The sequence below is a fragment of the Capnocytophaga bilenii genome (genome assembly GCF_017565765.1).
Lineage (GTDB): Bacteria > Bacteroidota > Bacteroidia > Flavobacteriales > Flavobacteriaceae > Capnocytophaga > Capnocytophaga bilenii.
The window spans coordinates 194654-211787 of record NZ_JAGDYP010000003.1 but is presented as its reverse complement, the minus strand read 5'-3'; the positions used below and the strand labels follow the sequence as shown (position 1 = coordinate 211787).

General features: G+C 38.1%; 17 protein-coding genes and 1 pseudogene. 1 reads left to right on the top strand and 17 read right to left on the bottom strand.

Annotation, left to right across the window (positions count from 1 at the left end):
- Positions 1-60: 60 nt before the first annotated feature.
- From map to J4N46_RS05300, 17 genes and pseudogenes are all read right to left on the bottom strand, one after another.
- On the bottom strand, positions 61-867 hold the full coding sequence (gene map / locus J4N46_RS05375; protein ID WP_208058448.1) for a type I methionyl aminopeptidase: 807 nt from the start codon (positions 865-867) through the stop codon (positions 61-63).
- 89 nt (positions 868-956) lie between these two features.
- Positions 957-2576, bottom strand: a complete 1620-nt coding sequence (gene pgi, locus J4N46_RS05370; protein ID WP_208058447.1) for a glucose-6-phosphate isomerase — start codon at positions 2574-2576, stop codon at positions 957-959.
- 28 nt (positions 2577-2604) lie between these two features.
- Positions 2605-2880: a pilus assembly protein HicB gene (locus J4N46_RS05365; protein ID WP_208058446.1), complete on the bottom strand. Its 276-nt coding sequence runs from the start codon at positions 2878-2880 to the stop codon at positions 2605-2607.
- Complete coding sequence (locus tag J4N46_RS05360; RefSeq protein WP_009416863.1) at positions 2852-3139, bottom strand: type II toxin-antitoxin system HicA family toxin; 288 nt, start codon at positions 3137-3139, stop codon at positions 2852-2854. The genes J4N46_RS05365 and J4N46_RS05360 overlap by 29 nt, the downstream gene beginning before the upstream one ends.
- A gap of 81 nt (positions 3140-3220) precedes the next feature.
- Complete coding sequence (locus J4N46_RS05355; protein WP_208058445.1) at positions 3221-3784, bottom strand: GNAT family N-acetyltransferase; 564 nt, start codon at positions 3782-3784, stop codon at positions 3221-3223.
- On the bottom strand, positions 3766-3954 hold the full coding sequence (locus J4N46_RS05350; RefSeq protein WP_009416861.1) for a hypothetical protein: 189 nt from the start codon (positions 3952-3954) through the stop codon (positions 3766-3768). Before J4N46_RS05350 ends, J4N46_RS05355 begins: the two co-directional genes overlap by 19 nt.
- Before the next feature lie 95 nt (positions 3955-4049).
- Positions 4050-4667, bottom strand: coding sequence for a beta-phosphoglucomutase (gene pgmB, locus J4N46_RS12675; protein WP_262897137.1), 618 nt, complete (start codon positions 4665-4667; stop codon positions 4050-4052).
- A gap of 30 nt (positions 4668-4697) precedes the next feature.
- Positions 4698-5141 (bottom strand): annotated as a pseudogene (locus J4N46_RS12670) (6-pyruvoyl trahydropterin synthase family protein); the annotation flags it as partial.
- A 13-nt stretch (positions 5142-5154) separates the two neighbouring features.
- On the bottom strand, positions 5155-6501 hold the full coding sequence (locus J4N46_RS05340; protein ID WP_208058443.1) for a UDP-N-acetylmuramoyl-tripeptide--D-alanyl-D-alanine ligase: 1347 nt from the start codon (positions 6499-6501) through the stop codon (positions 5155-5157).
- A gap of 244 nt (positions 6502-6745) precedes the next feature.
- Positions 6746-8398, bottom strand: coding sequence for a gliding motility lipoprotein GldJ (gene gldJ / locus J4N46_RS05335; RefSeq protein ID WP_449506357.1), 1653 nt, complete (start codon positions 8396-8398; stop codon positions 6746-6748).
- Between the two features lie 221 nt (positions 8399-8619).
- Positions 8620-9657, bottom strand: a complete 1038-nt coding sequence (locus J4N46_RS05330) for an inorganic phosphate transporter (protein ID WP_208058441.1) — start codon at positions 9655-9657, stop codon at positions 8620-8622.
- A 75-nt stretch (positions 9658-9732) separates the two neighbouring features.
- Positions 9733-11898, bottom strand: coding sequence for a S9 family peptidase (locus J4N46_RS05325; protein WP_208058440.1), 2166 nt, complete (start codon positions 11896-11898; stop codon positions 9733-9735).
- A gap of 152 nt (positions 11899-12050) precedes the next feature.
- Entirely contained in the window at positions 12051-12518 is a 468-nt protein-coding gene (locus J4N46_RS05320; RefSeq protein WP_009416855.1) for a GNAT family N-acetyltransferase, read from the bottom strand.
- A gap of 164 nt (positions 12519-12682) precedes the next feature.
- Positions 12683-13132 carry an NTF2 fold immunity protein gene (locus tag J4N46_RS05315; protein ID WP_208058439.1) on the bottom strand — a complete coding sequence of 150 codons (450 nt, stop codon included), beginning with the start codon at positions 13130-13132 and terminating at the stop codon, positions 12683-12685.
- Positions 13133-13483 carry an MmcQ/YjbR family DNA-binding protein gene (locus J4N46_RS05310; RefSeq protein ID WP_208058438.1) on the bottom strand — a complete coding sequence of 117 codons (351 nt, stop codon included), beginning with the start codon at positions 13481-13483 and terminating at the stop codon, positions 13133-13135. It lies immediately after the preceding gene.
- A 118-nt stretch (positions 13484-13601) separates the two neighbouring features.
- Positions 13602-14624: a PDDEXK nuclease domain-containing protein gene (locus tag J4N46_RS05305; protein WP_208058437.1), complete on the bottom strand. Its 1023-nt coding sequence runs from the start codon at positions 14622-14624 to the stop codon at positions 13602-13604.
- 132 nt (positions 14625-14756) lie between these two features.
- Positions 14757-14954, bottom strand: a complete 198-nt coding sequence (locus J4N46_RS05300; RefSeq protein ID WP_236013738.1) for a Fic family protein — start codon at positions 14952-14954, stop codon at positions 14757-14759.
- A gap of 479 nt (positions 14955-15433) precedes the next feature.
- Between J4N46_RS05300 and J4N46_RS05295 the strand changes: the two genes are divergently transcribed.
- Positions 15434-16612 (top strand): M23 family metallopeptidase, encoded by a 1179-nt coding sequence (locus tag J4N46_RS05295; RefSeq protein WP_236013805.1) that lies wholly within the window; start codon positions 15434-15436, stop codon positions 16610-16612.
- Positions 16613-17134: the final 522 nt, after the last annotated feature.

Sequence of the window (17134 nt, the reverse complement as noted above, 5' to 3'; positions counted from 1 at the left end):
TTTGTTTTTACCTAAATCTGATGAAATATTAAATGTGAAAGCCTGTTATTAAATCATTTTCTAATTTAGCAAAAACTCGTCTTCTTCATTACTCTCTATTCCCAAAGCTTCATATATATATTTGAAAGTGGAAAGCAACTTAGGTTTGCCATCTATTAAAGCTACATCGTGTTCAAAGTGAGCAGAAGGTTTGCCATCAGCAGTAAGTATCGTCCATCCATCTTTAAGCTGTCGGATGCTTTTAGTACCCATATTTATCATTGGCTCTATAGCTACAACCATTCCATCTCTAAATTTTTTCCCCGTGCCGCGTCTGCCATAGTTAGGCATTTCGGGGTCTTCGTGCATCTTGCGTCCAACGCCGTGTCCCACCAACTCGCGCACAACACCATAGCCGTGAGCCTCGCAATGCTGTTGTATAGCATACCCCACATCACCTACACGATTACCTGCACGAAACTGACGGATACCTATATACAGCGATTCTTTGGTTACACGCAATAGGTCTTTTACTTCAGGAGCCACTTCACCTACGGCAAAGGTATAAGCGTGGTCACCGTAGTAACCATTTTTTAGTGCCCCACAGTCTATTGAAATGATATCGCCTTCTTGTAGCGGACGGTCGTTAGGAATGCCGTGCACCACTTGCGCATTAGGGCTCATACACAAAGTGTTGGGAAAACCATATAAGCCCAAAAAACCTGGGATTGCCCCTTGACTGCGAATGTACTCTTCAGCAAGTTTATCTAAATAAAGCGTAGTTACCCCTGGTTTTACTTCTTTTGCCATTAATCCCAAAGTGCGTGATACCACTTGGGCTGCCTGATGTAGTAGTTCTATTTCTTCGGTTGTTCTAATATGAATCATTTTTACTGGTTAGCGTTTAGCCATTAGTCGTTAGTGGTTAGAATACTCCATTTTCTAACAACTAACGACTGATAACTAACTACTTTTATTTATTTTTTAAATTGTTTTAGTAAATTGGTTGTAGAGCTGTCGTGAGCCGAAATTTCAGCACCTGCAATATCTTTCAATATTTTGCTTGCCAGCTGTTTGCCAAGTTCCACACCCCATTGGTCGTAGCTGTAGATGTTCCAAATCACACCTTCCACAAATATCTTGTGTTCATACATTGCAATAAGGCTACCTAAGCTCTCTGCGGTAAGCTTATCAATAAGGAAAGAAGTTGTAGGACGATTACCTGTAAATACTTTGAAAGGTACTAATGCTTCGTTTACCTTATCGCCCATTTCTTTGCGCACCTCAGCTTCAGTTTTACCTTTTAGGAGCGCTTCAGTTTGAGCAAAAAAGTTAGCCATTAGCTTATTGTGGTGGTCAGCATTGCCGTGCAACGAGTGTTTAAAGCCAATAAAGTCAGTTGGTATCAATTTAGTACCTTGGTGAATAAGCTGGAAGAAAGCGTGTTGTGAGTTCGTTCCAGGTTCACCCCAAATAATCACCCCTGTTTGGTAAGGAATAGCGTTGCCATCGCGGTCAGTTTGCTTACCATTACTTTCCATAATACCTTGTTGCAAATACGCAGCAAAACGATGCAAATACTGAGTATAAGGAATGATTGCCTGACTTTCAGCACCATAGAAGTTGTTGTACCACACACTAAGCAATGCCAGTACTACCGGAATATTCTTCTCGAAAGGAGCAGTGCGGAAATGCTCATCCATAGCGTGTGCCCCTTTCAGGAGTTTTTCAAAATTATCGTAACCTACTGATAGGGCGATGCTCAAACCAACAGCACTCCACAACGAGAAGCGTCCGCCTACCCAATCCCACATAGGAAATACGTTATCAGGGTCAATGCCGAATTTGTCAATCTCTTGCAAGTTAGTAGATACCGCTACAAAGTGTTTCGCAATATCTTTTCCGCTACCTGCTTTGAGGAACCATTCTTTTACCGTAAGTGCGTTAGAAAGAGTTTCAAGCGTTGTAAATGTTTTAGAAACAATTACGATAAGCGTAGTTTCAGGGTTCAAGTGCTTAATAGTTTCAAGCACGTGGTCACCATCCACATTGCTGATGAAATGTACATTGAGGTGATTTTTGTAGAACTTAAGTGCCTCAGTTACCATTGCCGGACCTAAATCAGAACCACCAATACCAATATTCACCACATCGGTAAAAGCCTTGCCTGTAAAGCCCTTGCGTTTGCCTGCAATCACCTCTTCCGAAAACTGTTTCATTTTGTGTTTTACAGCAGCCACCTCAGGCATTACATTTTTGCCGTCTACGTTTACCACGCTATTTTCAGGCGCACGAAGGGCAGTATGTAGTACCGCACGTTTTTCAGTGTTGTTGATAAGGTCGCCACCGAAATACTTCCCGATAGCATCTTTCAAAGCACATTCTTCAGCAAGGTTTACGAGCAATTTAAGAGTTTGCTCATCAATACGATTTTTAGAATAATCTACATAGAAATCGTGCCACTGAATGCTGAATTTATCAGCGCGAGCAGCATCTTTCTCAAACAGAGAAAGAGTATGGCGGTCTTTTACTTCCGCGAAATGTTTTTGCAATGCTTTCCAAGCATTGGTTTGTGTTGGATTACTATTTTTTAACATTTCTATTAATGAATTATATGTTATTATCTTACATTACAGCTGCTTTTTGCAGAGTTTCTCTTACAAAAGTATTTAATGTAGAAGCCTTTTTATTTGGTAAAGAGATATTATATTCTTTACAATGAATGATATAGTCCTCTACTGCTTCTATAAAATCACCTTCCAACTCTTCTAAAGTATCTCCCTGATAGGTGATGAGTGTATCTTTGTCTAAGTTTAATACTTTTCCATAGAAAGTATTATCTTCTTCCTGTTCTATACTTCCTATAAAACCTTTATGCTTCAGTATTTTTGTTGCTTTCATTTTTTATAAATTCATTTTCCTTTAAAAAGTCTACAATATCCTTCAAAGCTTTTTCTTTGATAATAGAGGTAGGATGAGGTTTATGTGCTAAATATTGTTTTTCTTTTTCATTATGATAGAATTTAACCCTTGAGCCTGATGTTTTCCCTTTATTACTTTTCTCAAACCCAAAATAGATTAGGAGTGTTTCCAATTCACTGAAAGTAAAATCTTTTGGTAGCCCTTGAATACGTTCAATTAATTTTTCTTTTTTGCTCACTTCATTATTGGTTTTAGTTAATTTCTAATACTGGGGTTGGTTTTATCTCTCTTGCCATAATTTTCAGATTTTAATTATTTTCTAAATAAAACTTGTCAAATCAAGGAACATCAGTCGGGTTTCATCTTCTTCATCTAATTTTGTTAAGAACTCAAACCCTATTTTATGATAAAAATTTACAGCTTGAGCATAAGCATCTACTGTAATAACACGGCAGGCTTGGTCTTCATTCAAATCTATACAATGATTTATAATTGTATCAATGATAATTCTTCCTAATCCCTTGCCTTTAAAAGTCTTATCAATAGCTAAACGCCCTATTTTTACTGATGGAATATTGCTTAAATGTCGTTTTGGATAGGGTAATAAATCTCTGCGAAATTTATTATATTGACTCTTGCTGGTAAACATTTCTTCTTTAAGTTGCAAGCTATCGTTCAGCAAACTATAATAAGCCAAAGTGCGCTCCTTATTTTCTATTATAAAAGTTGTGGCAAGCATTTCTTTTCGGTAAGGTATAGCTTCCTGAAAAAGAAACTCATTCAAATCTTCATCTTCACAATCAAAAGGTTTAATAATATGTCCCTCTCTGAGCCTGAAAAAAGACATATCCTGTAATGTGTTGGTTAAATTATTTGTCTGCATTCTTCTTTATCGTCTTTAAATATCGATTTTAAAATCATAGCATTCTTGCGAACACTCTCACGTGTAATACCTTTTTCAGCCAAACTCTGCTTGAAGTTCGCCATTTTTTTATAGAACTCTATTACATCTTGCCCCTCTAATACAGGAGTTGGTTTTATCTCTCTTGCCATAGTTCTTTTGTTTTAGTTGTTTCAAAGTACAAAGTTACAAAATTCTTTTCAAAGAATTGTTTATTTTATAGAATATCGTTTTGAAAAGCCCACTATCAAAAGCCCTCTATTACTTCATCAGCTTCTGGTAATGAATGCTTACTGCCTACACCTATAACTGCCATTGCTGCAGCTTTAGCAGCTTGTACACCTGCTGGAGCATCTTCAAATACACAGCACTCTTCAGGCTTTAGTGCTAAGCCTTCGGCAGCTCGCAAAAATACTTCAGGGTGAGGCTTAGGTTTGCTAACGATAGTACCATCTACAATCACATCAAAATAAGACAATATGCCTGTACGCTCTAATACCAAACGCGCATTTTTACTCGCCGAACCTAAAGCTATTTTCTTACCTTCAGCTTTCAGCACCTGCAAAAAGTTCTTTACCCCTGGCAACAATTCTGCTTCACCTATATGATTGATATGCTGAAGATAAAGCTCATTTTTACGAGTAGCAGTACTCTCAAAGTCCTCAGCACTAAGGCTATGCTCAGCCCATTGTAGTATCTTACGCAACGAATCTTCACGCCCCACACCTTTCAGTTGTTCATTGAGAGTAGGGGTAAGGTTGAAATTAAATTCAGCAGCTATAGCCTTCCAAGCCAAATAGTGATATTTAGCAGTATCTACTAGTACACCATCCAAATCAAATATAATGCCTTTTTTATCAGCCAATGTAGTAGTTATAAGTCCAAACAGAGGCGTATTATCGGCTAAATTCCACTCGGCATAAGAGTTTTCGGTTTCGTGCAAGCGCACAGTATGCACTTTTACGTGTGGGGGAAGCTGTTTTTGAATACGCATAGCAAAATCTACCACCATATTTTCGCTGGTAGGCTGATAAGGCAACTTAATCACGCGATGTCCTTGTGCTATAAGCTCATCGGCTAAGGCAGCGTGTGGTGTGTGGGCGTTAAAAGCTATAGCGTGGTCAAACACCTCAATAATTTCGTGCTGTACAATCTGCTTAAGGTCACCAAAATCAAGCACCATACCACACTTAGGACTTGTAGTATCGGTAATAGGTGTACCGATAACGGTTACATATAGCTGATAGCTGTGCCCGTGAAGGTTTTTGCATTTGCCGTCATAGTTATATAAGGCGTGACCCGCCTCAAAGGTAAATTTTTTAGTAATACGTACGTTCATAGTCAAATTGTCTTTATTTTATAGCCCGTTCCATCGCCATTCCACGCGAACCTTTAATGAGTATTAAGCAATCTTTATAATTTGTTTTTTGAAATGCCTCATAAAACGCCTCAAATGTTTCATACTTAGGGTAAACACTCTTTGTACAAGCAAAATGTTTTCCTACCAAATACACTCCTTCCCAATAGTGCGCTGCAAGCATATCTGCTATATGCTGATGTTCTTCAGCAGCATAATCGCCCAATTCAAACATATCACCCAGCACTATCACTTTTTTGGCATAGCTATTCATCGCCACTATATTATCAATAGCAGCTGCCATACTGCTGGGGTTGGCATTATAAGCATCTAAAAGCACCATATTACCTTTCCATTGTAGCAACTCACTGCGGTTGTTTTGCGGTACATAGCTTTCTATACCCCGCTTTATAGCCCCATCACTTAGTTTGAAATAACGCCCAAAAGCTATGGCAGCTGCCACATTGCTAAAGTTATAAGTCCCCACCAAGTGTGAGGTAGCCTCTGTAGGTGCGTTAGCAAAGCCCTCAAAAGTGTTGGCAACCAAAGGTTCTTCTTCTATTGCTTTTTCAGTTTGTATTCTTTCGGAACTATTACCAAAACGTACCATTACAGGCTGCGAGTTCAGTAATTCAACAAGCAAGTCAGCACCCTGCTTACTGCCAAATCTATACACCAAATCATAGCCCTGTAAGAGCTCCTCAGTAATAGCGTTATCGGCATTAGCAATAATCGTTTTATGGTGTGCTTTCAGGTAGTTGTACAATTCAGCTTTGGTATTAATAACCCCCTGAAAACTACCAAACCCCTCTAAGTGTGCCTTGCCAATACTTGTAATATAACCATAATCAGGTTCAGCAATTTGGCATAGTGTTGCAATCTCATTAGGGTGATTTGCCCCCATTTCAACAATAGCAAGGTCGTGAGTTGGTTTTATACGCAGCAAAGTAAGTGGCACCCCAATGTTATTATTCAGGTTACCCTCAGTAGCAATCACCTGCAATTGTTGCGATAGTACTGCTTTTATAAGTTCTTTAGTAGTCGTTTTACCATTACTACCCGTAATAGCAATCACAAGGGTACCCAATTGCCTACGATGGTAAGTAGCCAACTGCTGTAAACAAGTAAGTACATCAGGCACCAAAATCATCTTGTCAGAAGTCATATAAGCAGGATTATCAATCACTGCAAAAGCAGCCCCTTTAGTAAGAGCCTCTTCAGCAAAAGCATTTCCATCAAACGATGCCCCTTTTAGTGCAAAATATATACTGCCAATGCCAATTTTTCGTGTATCTGTACATACCCCCGACGAAGCTATAAATTTCTCGTAAAGATCTTTCATTATTTAATGTCAGTTCTATAATTTTTTATTAGCTATTTTAAAGCAATAGTTGTTTTTCAGTGCAAAGATACTAAATAATATTCAATAGCACTATAGCAAAAAGTGAATTAATAGTTTTATAATTGATAATCAGCTTTGTTTAGCTATAATTTATCACAGTAGGGTAGGGGGCATAGAAAAGAGCACCGCAATTGTTTGCAGTGCTCTTTTCTCTATTAATTAAATTTTTATAAACATTAAAAGACTATCCTTTAGGAGTTCTATGCCCTGTTTTTGATTTAGAACCTACACGGCTCATCGCATTTCTAAATCCTATATAGTCGGTAGCTATATATTGAGGCAAGTAGCGACGTTGAGCAGGGTCTATCCAGAAAGCGCGGTCACGCCAAGAACCTCCTTTGTATACACGCACTTCGTCATCTATAAGTGATGTACGATCGTTAGATGTATCATAATCTTTACCACTAATGTCGGTTCCTGGTTTTTTAGGTTTAGGAGCGTTGTACATAGAGTTTACGTACTCAGCACCACCCGCCATAAGGTCATTCTGATTGCGGAAGTTACGTGTTGAAGCTTTATCACCATCGTTATAACTACGGTTATCAGAGTGAGTAAAGTTATAACGCAAGTAAGTTTCGCTTGAGTCTACAGGTACAGTAGCAATATTACCAGGTAAGTTACGTGCCACTACTTTACCGTTAGGCAATGTATCGTATTTAATAGTTTCAGGTGTAACGATTACTTGTTTGCCATCTTCGCCTATAGCGTGTTTCATATATACGTTACCACGATAGTAGTTAAAGTCTGAAACTTCATCATCAAGGATAGGACGATATACATCGGCTACCCACTCAGCTACGTTACCAGCCATATCATACAAACCAAAGTCGTTAGGTGGGTAAGTTTTTACAGCTACAGTAATATCACCTTTATCATCAGACCAACCTGCAAGTCCACCGTAGTCACCTTTACCTTGTTTGAAGTTAGCCATTTGTTCACCACGAGTTCTACGTTCTGTAGAGCGAGTGTACTGGCTATTCCAAGGATATTTTTTACGACCTTGCAAAGTATTGTATTGGCGGATACCGTTTAGAGATTTTGCCGCATATTCCCACTCAGCTTCAGTAGGCAAGCGATAGTCGGGTAATAAGATACCACTTGTTTGTTTTACATAAGCGGTTTGACCTTCTTTACCTGATTTTTTACCTCCCATTTCACCTTGTATTTTACCACCATAGGTTTGTGAAGGAGTATTGAGGTAGGTATCGGTACTAAAAGTACTTGTAGCGTCTACTTGGTAGCGAGCATCTTTAGCAAGGTAACCATCGCGAGAGAGGATAGCCTCATTCACACGGTCGGTACGCCATGCACTAAACTGAACAGCCTGTACCCAGTTTACACCCACTACAGGATATTCTGCAAAAGCAGGGTGTCGCAAATAGTTTGCAACCATTGCTTCGTTGGCACTTAGAGGGCTACGCCACACCAAAGTATCGGGGAGTGCGCCTCTATAGATGTTTTTGTACTGTTCCTCATCTGGAGGGAACACGCGTTTCAACCAATCGAGGTATTCCATATACATCTTATTGGTTACTTCGGTTTCGTCCATATAAAAGGACTGTATGTGTTGTTGAGTAGGCATATTGTTCCAATCGTGCATTACGTTGTCTTGCACTTGCCCCATAGTAAAGGTACCACCTTCTATCAACACAAGTCCTGGTCCAGTTTCTTGGTCTTTAAAATCGGTGTTGTATTGGAAACCACCTTCTTTAGCGTTGATTTTCCAACCTGTAGCACTCGATGTGTTACGATCTGTCTTATTGCCACCAGCACAACCAGCAATTAGCAAGCTCGTAACCGCCAAGTAAAAAGGAACTTTTAATAAACTTCTTTTCATAGTAAAAACACTTGTTAGCATAAAAATTCGGGCGCAAGGTACTACTTTTTTTTGAACCTCAACCTTAATTTCTGATATTTAACGTTATATTTATTTTTATCTTATACTGTATATTATAGAAAATATACTGATATTTAATCATTTACAGAATATTTACTGCTTGTTTAGTTCTTTTTATCTCTTGTAAAAATCCTTATTATTTTAACAAATATTTAACTCTTTTAGTGTAGCATATTTGCTTTATCGGCTATAAAAATGAGCAATAACGATAAAAAAAACGAGATAATAGGTGCTATCATCCACATTCCGAAAAAACGCCTCACTTGCGTTTTTCTGAAAATATTTTTGTGTCCCATTTTGGCAACTCCTATACCCAATATTGCTGCTACGTTCACTTGCACTAAAGAGGTAGGTATCCCTTTAAATACTGATGCCAATAACAACAAACTGCCTGATATAAAAGCAATAATTACAGCTTCGAACTTGCCAAACAAAACAATCTCTTTACCTGTATTACGCAATATTTTATGCCCAAAGAGTGATGCTCCTATCCCAAAACAAGGTGCCACAATGAGTGTAGCAAGCATCAGTATAACAATATGATCACTCTCGCGTATGTGGAGCTCATTGATAGTCATTGTATAAAGGGGACCTGCTGCATTGGCTACGTTGTTGGAACCTATGGCAAACGACACGTATAGTGCCATTATAATCAGTACCACATCCCATATATGGCGTTTGTTCTCATTCTGAGCGCGTTGTATGGTAAGACCACGCCGCCGCATAGGCTGGTAAATATACTTACCACAAAAATAACTCAAGAAATAGGACACTATAGGCAATACAAACCACGCAGGTATAATTTCGTAAAACAAACTGTGTGTATCTAACTTGCCAAAATAAAGTGCAGGGGCTGCTAAAGCTAATACTGCTGCCTGACTGGTGGACTGTGGTATTCCTGATATATTGGATACAAGCATTGTAACCGCTATAGAAAACAAGGCTACCGATACGACCGTAAAGCTCATATACTCTGCGGGCAGTATACCACTACCCATTGTGCCTGCTGTTTTTTTGCCTGCTACAAAGGCTCCTACAAACACCATTATACCAAATAACCCTGGTATAAGCGACTTGCGCAGTACGTTAGCACCATACGAAGCCGAAAAGGCAGGCGCCGTACCACTACCCCCCATAGTAATAGCTACCAGCATAGCTGTAAGAAAGGGTATCAGTAACTGATTGTATATAGGTGTCATTTATCTGTATCGCAATAACTTTAAAACTATTATCCGTTGCAAAGGTAGTATTTTTTATTGAAATAACAAGTTTTTTTATTTGTTATGTTTTTTTATATAATCAATAATGCGTTCTGTAAGGTTGATATTATCAACACCACGCACCCCGTGAGCGTGCATAGGATAAATAAACATCTCGATAAAATCGCGTTCCTTAATTGATTCTTGTGTGAGATTGAGTAAATGCTGGGGCACTACTATATCATCTACACTACCGTGAATAAACAAAATAGGGCGTTTTAAGTTTTTCAAATATTTAGTTACACGGCTTTTATCATAACCTTCGGGGTTTTCTTGTGGTGTATCCATATAGCGTTCGCCGTACATTACTTCGTAGTATTTCCAGTCGGTAACGGCACCTCCAGCTACGGCTGTACGGAACACATCGGGGTGGCGCAACAATAGGCTAGATGCCATATAGCCGCCAAAGCTCCAACCGTGTACAGCTATGCGATTAGCATCTACATAAGGGAGTGATTTGAGGTAAGTAACCCCTTGTAGCTGGTCTTTTATTTCTACTTCGCCCAGCTGGCGGTGTATGACACTTTCAAAAGCAAAGCCTCTGTTCTGGCTACCGCGATTGTCAAGTGTGAAGACTATATATTGCTCATTTTCAGCAAAAACCTTTTGCCACAGATGGGTATTTGTACTCCAATCGTTGGTTACTTCCTGTGCGTGGGGACCTCCGTAAACGTAAATAAGTACAGGATATTTTTTGGTAGCATCAAAAGTTTTAGGTTTGTGCATTTTGGCATAGAGGGTTGTGCCGTCATCGGCTTTGAGAGTTACAAACTCGGTAGTGCCTATGGCAAAGCCCTCGTGTGGATTTTTGGAGGTGAGCAAACGGGTACGCTTACCTTTATTGGTTTCGACAAGGTCTATATTGTGCGGAATAGTAAGACTTGAATAGCTATCTAATAAATAGAAACCATTGGTGCTTAGCTGTACTTTATGTGTACCAGGTACGTTGGTAATAGGGGTTATTTTTTTGGGGTTGGCAAGGTCTATTTTGTAGCAGTGTTTTTCGCGAGGGTCTTCGCCTGTACCTACGATAAAGAGGTTTTTTGCCTGCCCGTCAAAACCTAAAATTTCTTGTACTACCCATTTAAAATCTGTTATTTGTTTGGTGAGCGTGCCATTTACATTGTACTGATAGACATTCATAAAGCCATTGCGCTCGCTTAGCCACAACAATTCGGTATTACTATTAGGCAAAAATACTGCAGGGGCTTCGGGTTCTACCCATTTGGGGTTGCTTTCTTCTAATATGGTGTTGACTTTGTTGCCTGTAGCTACTTCGTATCTATTGAGTGCAAAATGGTTTTGCGCTCTATTTACTTCGGCAAGCAGCAGGTGTTGTTCATCGGGTGACCACGAAAGGTTTGTCAAAAAGTGTTCATCGGTAGTATCTATATTCAAGTAGGATAATTGTTTTGTTTTCAAATTATAGATACCCACCGCAGCACGCTCGCTGGGTTGTCCTGCCATTGGATATTTGATAGCATTGAGTGTGGCAGGGGTAGTGGTAATATCTACTAATGGATAGGTAGCTACGTGAGTTTCGTCTTTTTGGTAGAAAGCTATATAGTTGCCTTTAGGCGAAAAGAAGATGCCTTTTTGTATACCAAATTCATTGCGGTGAATGGCTTTTCCTGCTACAATATTGAGGTTGGTATGGGTTGTAACTGCTTGTTTCTCGGTGTGCTCATTGGCAATATAGAGGTTGTTACCTATGGTGTAAGCAACGGTTTTGGCGGCTGGGTTATATTCAGTATTTTCGGCTTCTTTGGGGGTATAGATAATACCGAGAGATTTTTTATTGCGATAATCATAGCGGTAATAGGTGCCATAATCGTTCATTACGAGTTCTTCGGTATCTATATACACGAGTTGTGGAACTGCGTTATAATCTTTATAGCGTGATAAGGCGGGAAAGATAGCCTCAATATTATCAATTGTAAGGAGCTTTTTGCCTTGTGGTTCGTATAGTTCGTAAGTGTTATTTTTGCTAATGATATACTGGTTGGTGCCGGTAACCCACTGCAAATCGGCGAGGTTTTCGGGGTCGAGTGAGCGGTATTCGTTGGGGTTATTTTCATCGATAAAGGCGTGATAGACAGCATTACCAATGGTAAGTTTGCGATCTTGTGCGACCGACATAGTGCATAGTAGCACTGAAAGAGATATAATAATTTTCTTCATAGATAAAAATGTTTTGGGCAAAGATACAAAATAATGTTTAATTGCTAATATTTAATAATTAAATTTCTTTTGGTGTGAGCTTATCCTTCGTCACATACTCGGCTGCGCCAGCTCGCCGACTTTCCTTCGCTCAACCTATGGGGAAAATAAGACTATAATTTTTTATAAGTAGGAGCATATTTCATCATTTTGTATTTTTTTCTTTCTCCCTCAACAGTGGCTACTATTTCAAAACCAAGTTTTGTATAAAGATTTTTAGCTATGGGGTTGTCATCAAATACATTTAGACTAATGGAGTGAATACATTCCTCTTCAAAAAGCATAGAGATAAATAAGCATATTGCCTCAGTGCCTAATCCTTTTCCCACACGCAAAGGATTGATAATAAATCTACCTATATGTACATTATTTTCCTCTACTTTTATTTTCTGAATCATTCCTATAAAATTACCCTCTGCCTCAATACGAAAACAATGTGGCAATAGATTGAGTTGCTCTATTGTAAGAGGATATTGCAAAGCGTTTCCTGCCCATTGTTGCAAAAAATCTGCTCCTTTATTATTTGTCCAATGTATGATAGCCTGCTTATCTTCAGGTGATAATCCTTTTGTTATTCTCATATTATCGATTTGTGAATTATAAGGTCTTAAGTTTATTTTTTTCAAATTCAGCGATAGTGTTATCAATGATTTCTTTGAGCTGATAAGAGGCAATGCCTAATGGCATCTCTAAAAAGTCACCAAGTTGGTGACTTTTTGTAAGCTCTTGATAATAAAATAAATACTTATATAATCACACTCTTCCATTTTTCAGGGTCTCTGTTTTCTGGCAAATACTGTTCTTTGATAGTATCTAATAGCCAGCGATCTTCTACAAGTTTGTATTTGTACTCGCGTTTGTAATTCATTCCTGCATAGACTCTATCAGTAAAAATAGAGGCTTTTTTACCAGTGATTTGCACTTCGGTAATGGTTTCTTTAGAAGGGTCGTAGTTAGGAGGGAATCCGTGACTGGTGTATTCAGGACCTCCGTTTTTGCGTTCGCGATTGGTTACATATTCCTTATAAATAGGGGTGCGAAGCTCAGTTTGCTTGTCGCAAAAGTCTTCCCAAGAGAGCGTTTTCTTTTTCTCCACTTCTTCTTCGTCAACTCTGTTGGCTTCTGTTTCCCAGTTGTACATCGCTTGTAAGAAAGCGGTGAAACGCTGGCGTAGGGTTTGTTCTGTTTCTGTCATTTAGATGAATTTTAGGGTTTCTTTTTTGGGTACTTTGGCGAGTACTTGGTCGTAAGAGTGTTGTATCATTTCTTTGATAAGGGTAGGGGATAAGCCTTCTAAAGAAACTGTATTCCAATGTTTTTTATTGAGGTGGTAGCCTGCCACAATCTTGTCGGGGTATTGCTCGCGGAGTTCTACAGCGCGCTCGGGGTCGCACTTGAGGCTCACACTTACGGGGATACGCTCTAGATTGGTAAGGGCAAAAATGCGATTGCAAATGCGGAATACTAAAAATTCTTCGCCAAAGGGCATATCCTCGGTAACGTGAGGCAAGGAAAGACAATATTCTCTAAGTTCTTCTAAGTTCATATTACTCAAAAATTTTATTAAGGGGGTGAATGCGCTTTGTTTTCATAAAGCCGATGATATATGAAAAGTATAGATTTGTTCTATTTGTTGTAATGGGTTCATATTGATAATTTTTATGTTACAAAAATGCTCTGCGTTCTGCTACTATTTTCTGTAATTGCTGGTGCAAAAGGGCTCGTGAGGGGAGTTCAGTCATATACTGAGCTACACGAATACCTGTTTGGTCTAATTGTAATAGTTCTATTTGTTCTTCGCTCCCTTCAGTACATAATAATAAACCAATAGGACTCTCTTCGCCTACTTCCATTTCGTGTTTTTCAAGCCAACGGAGGTATAATTCCATTTGTCCTTTGTAAGCAGCTTTGAACTTTCCTAATTTAAGTTCAATAGCTATCAATCTTCGGAGTTTTCGGTGGTAGAAAAGTAAATCAAGATAAAAATCTTCCCCGTCTATAATCATACGTTTTTGTCGTTCTACAAAGGTAAAACCAACACCTAATTCTAAGATAAAGTGCTCTAAATGTACTAACAGACTGTCCTCTAATGATTTTTCACTATATACTCCTTTAAGTCCTGTAAACTCTAAAAAGTAAGGGCTTTTGAAAACCAAATCGGGTGAGAGTATCTCATTATCGCGCAGGTTAGCCAATTCTGTTTTGATAACCTCCTCAGGCTTACTACTGATAGCGGTACGCTCGTAGAGCATACTGTCTATTTTATTGCGTAAAGTGCGTTTAGTCCATTTTTCTGATACAGACATTGTAAGATAAAACTCTCGTGATAGAGGGTCTTTGATAGGAAATAATATTAAAAAATGAGACCAGCTTAATTGTCGTGCCAGTGGTGCGACAATTTGAAAATCAGGGAAAAGTTCTGCAAATTGCATCATTCGGCGAAGGTTTTTCTCATTAAAACCTTTGCCGTACTCTTCTGTCAATTGTCTCGACAGTGTCGAGACAATTTGTTTTCCATACTCAGCACGCTGATTATCAAGTACTTCTTCGTTGATACGCTTACCTATATGCCAATATAGTAGCGTAATTTCGGTATTTACCGTTAGGGCTACTTTATTGCGTGCCTCATTGATAAGAGTACGCAAATCGGTAATCAAGGATTCTTGTAGGGTTACTTCTTTTTTCATAGTATTAGTTTGTTAATTAACATATTGAATAGTTTACACTCTATAATTTCGCCTTTTTGCCACTGACCATCTTTGGTGATGACCGCAGCATAATAGCGGGAATCAATGCGTTTGATGTTTATTTTTTAAGGGTTATTTTAATGTTTTTAAAAATTCCTTACCTTTATCAGTAAGGTAGTATTTTTGATTCTTACTTGTGGGTTTATCGGGAATAGTAAGTGCTACAAAACCTTGTTCTATAGCAGGGTTGAGATAGTTTTTTCTGAAATAATCTCTATTTTTCAAGCCTAATTTTTCTTGAATTTCTTCTCTATAAGATACTTCTTCCAATATATTTAATAAATCTTTGACTTGCATGGTAACTTGCATGGTACTTGCATGGTACTTGCGGGGTACTTGCGGGGTACTTGCGGGGTACTTGGGGGGTAGCTTGGGCTTCTTCTTCCATAAGTGCTTGTAAATCTTCATCTATAGGGAAGATTACTCGCAAAGTGTTTTCCATAAACTTAAAGGATTCTTTAGAATAACTCTGCAAAATACGTGGGAGTTACTCGTTGTTTGTATTCTATATTTTTAGATTCAATCATTGTAATAGAATTTTTTATAGGGCAAAGATAGCAAAAATATACTATATAATAATTGAACTTTATTTTGTACCTTTGCAAAAAATATATGAATATGAACATAAATGTATTAACAAAAGAACCTGAAATACTTACGGATAAAGAAAAACAAATTTTACAAGAAAATACAATAATTACTAACAAATGAACATCAAAACACTATTTTGTACGGCTGCTATGGCGGGAATGCTCATCGGTTGCCATAACGATGAAACTCATAAAACAACAGCTTCGAGCACTACTCAAGCGGAAAAACCTCCTGTATTTGAATATGGGTTTAACCTCAATAACTTTAATATCGTAAAAGATACTGTGAAAGAAGGGGATACTTTTGGAAAACTATTGGAACATCACCATATGACTGTTAGTGATATTCATCAAATTTCGCAACAAACAAGTGCTTTTATACATCCTAAAAATTTCAGAGTAGGGAAACCTTATGCTTTTTTGTACCGAAAAGGGGATACACTGAAACCTTATAGCTTTGTATATCAGCCTACTATAAGCGAATATATCGTGGTGCATCTCGCTGATTCTATCTACGCTTACAAAGAACAGAAAAAAATTATTATCAAAGAAAAAGCTATTGCTGGGAGTATTAGCAACAACCTTTCGGTAGATGCGCAACAAGCGGGTATCAGTGCTAATGCTACCTATCAGTTAGGGCAAATATTTGACTATACGATTGACTTTTTCCGCCTTCAAAAAGGCGATCAGTTCAAAATTATTTATGACGAGCGCTATGTAGACGATACTATTTACGCTGGGGTGGAACGTGTGCGAGCTGCTTACTTCCGCTGGGGCGATAAATCATACTACGCTTTCAACTTTACTACTGATAGTATTGCAGGTACTAATGGTTTTTACGATGAAAATGGCAATATGATGAAACGTATGTTCTTACAATCGCCGTTAGATATTTTTCGTATTACCTCAAAATTTGGAATGCGTTTTCACCCTATTTTGCATCGTATGAAAGGGCATTTTGGTACAGATTACGCTGCCCCTGCGGGTACGCCTATACGTACTACTGCCGCAGGTACTGTAGCTGAAGCGGGCTTTGGCTCGGGTAACGGCAACTATGTAAAAGTACGCCATAATAATACTTACACCACCCAATATTTGCATATGCAAAAAATATTAGTACGCAAAGGACAGCAAGTAGCACAGGGTGAAATTATAGGTTTGGTAGGTAGTACAGGGCTTGCCACAGGTCCGCACGTGTGTTATAGATTTTGGAAAAACGGGGTACAAGTAGACCCTCTAAAAGAAAAATTTCCAGACTCGGTGCCCATAGAAGCAAAACTAAAAGAGGCTTATATGGAATATATTGCCCCCTTGAAAAAGCAATTGGACGAACTATAATTTTGGTGTTTGCACCCTTTTAAATATTATTGATTTCTTGTTAATAACTTACCGAATAATAGTAATAAAAATATTTGCGTAATTCAACTTTGTGTATATACAAAAAGCAAAATGAAATATGCAAATATTTTTTTTGGATAAATATCAACAGTTATCAAAGCGTTATTAACAACAACAAGAAAAAATAGTTACTGACAAAAACAGTTAGTGGAAGAAAATAAGTTATGAACAATTATATATAATACATTGAATTTCATTATATTAAAATTATATGAATTGTTAATAAGCTACAATAACCTAAAAAAGCAAATTTATAAAGCAAAAAATAATAGGCTTTTTCACAGCTTCATAATAGTAGCCTTATTCTATTTATTTAAAATTTTATTTTATTTATTATTTAGTGATTGTTGAAAAAGTTTGTTTTTCTCTACGTGTGTGGCTCGTAACTTGTGTGAAGAATAGTTTTTTTAAAACCCTTATCAAAAAAAATTGTATATTTGCAGCGAAAAGAGAAAACACAAT

What these genes read in the sequence shown, in the direction of transcription:
- map (WP_208058448.1), bottom strand. Translation starts at nt 867, where the DNA reads ATGATTCATATTAGAACAACCGAAGAAATAGAACTACTACATCAGGCA.
- pgi (WP_208058447.1), bottom strand. Translation starts at nt 2,576, where the DNA reads ATGTTAAAAAATAGTAATCCAACACAAACCAATGCTTGGAAAGCATTG.
- J4N46_RS05365 (WP_208058446.1), bottom strand. Translation starts at nt 2,880, where the DNA reads ATGAAAGCAACAAAAATACTGAAGCATAAAGGTTTTATAGGAAGTATA.
- J4N46_RS05355 (WP_208058445.1), bottom strand. Translation starts at nt 3,784, where the DNA reads ATGCAGACAAATAATTTAACCAACACATTACAGGATATGTCTTTTTTC.
- J4N46_RS05350 (WP_009416861.1), bottom strand. Translation starts at nt 3,954, where the DNA reads ATGGCAAGAGAGATAAAACCAACTCCTGTATTAGAGGGGCAAGATGTA.
- J4N46_RS05340 (WP_208058443.1), bottom strand. Translation starts at nt 6,501, where the DNA reads ATGAAAGATCTTTACGAGAAATTTATAGCTTCGTCGGGGGTATGTACA.
- gldJ (WP_449506357.1), bottom strand. Translation starts at nt 8,398, where the DNA reads ATGAAAAGAAGTTTATTAAAAGTTCCTTTTTACTTGGCGGTTACGAGC.
- J4N46_RS05330 (WP_208058441.1), bottom strand. Translation starts at nt 9,657, where the DNA reads ATGACACCTATATACAATCAGTTACTGATACCCTTTCTTACAGCTATG.
- J4N46_RS05325 (WP_208058440.1), bottom strand. Translation starts at nt 11,898, where the DNA reads ATGAAGAAAATTATTATATCTCTTTCAGTGCTACTATGCACTATGTCG.
- J4N46_RS05320 (WP_009416855.1), bottom strand. Translation starts at nt 12,518, where the DNA reads ATGAGAATAACAAAAGGATTATCACCTGAAGATAAGCAGGCTATCATA.
- J4N46_RS05315 (WP_208058439.1), bottom strand. Translation starts at nt 13,132, where the DNA reads ATGACAGAAACAGAACAAACCCTACGCCAGCGTTTCACCGCTTTCTTA.
- J4N46_RS05310 (WP_208058438.1), bottom strand. Translation starts at nt 13,483, where the DNA reads ATGAACTTAGAAGAACTTAGAGAATATTGTCTTTCCTTGCCTCACGTT.
- J4N46_RS05305 (WP_208058437.1), bottom strand. Translation starts at nt 14,624, where the DNA reads ATGAAAAAAGAAGTAACCCTACAAGAATCCTTGATTACCGATTTGCGT.
- J4N46_RS05295 (WP_236013805.1), top strand. Translation starts at nt 15,434, where the DNA reads ATGCTCATCGGTTGCCATAACGATGAAACTCATAAAACAACAGCTTCG.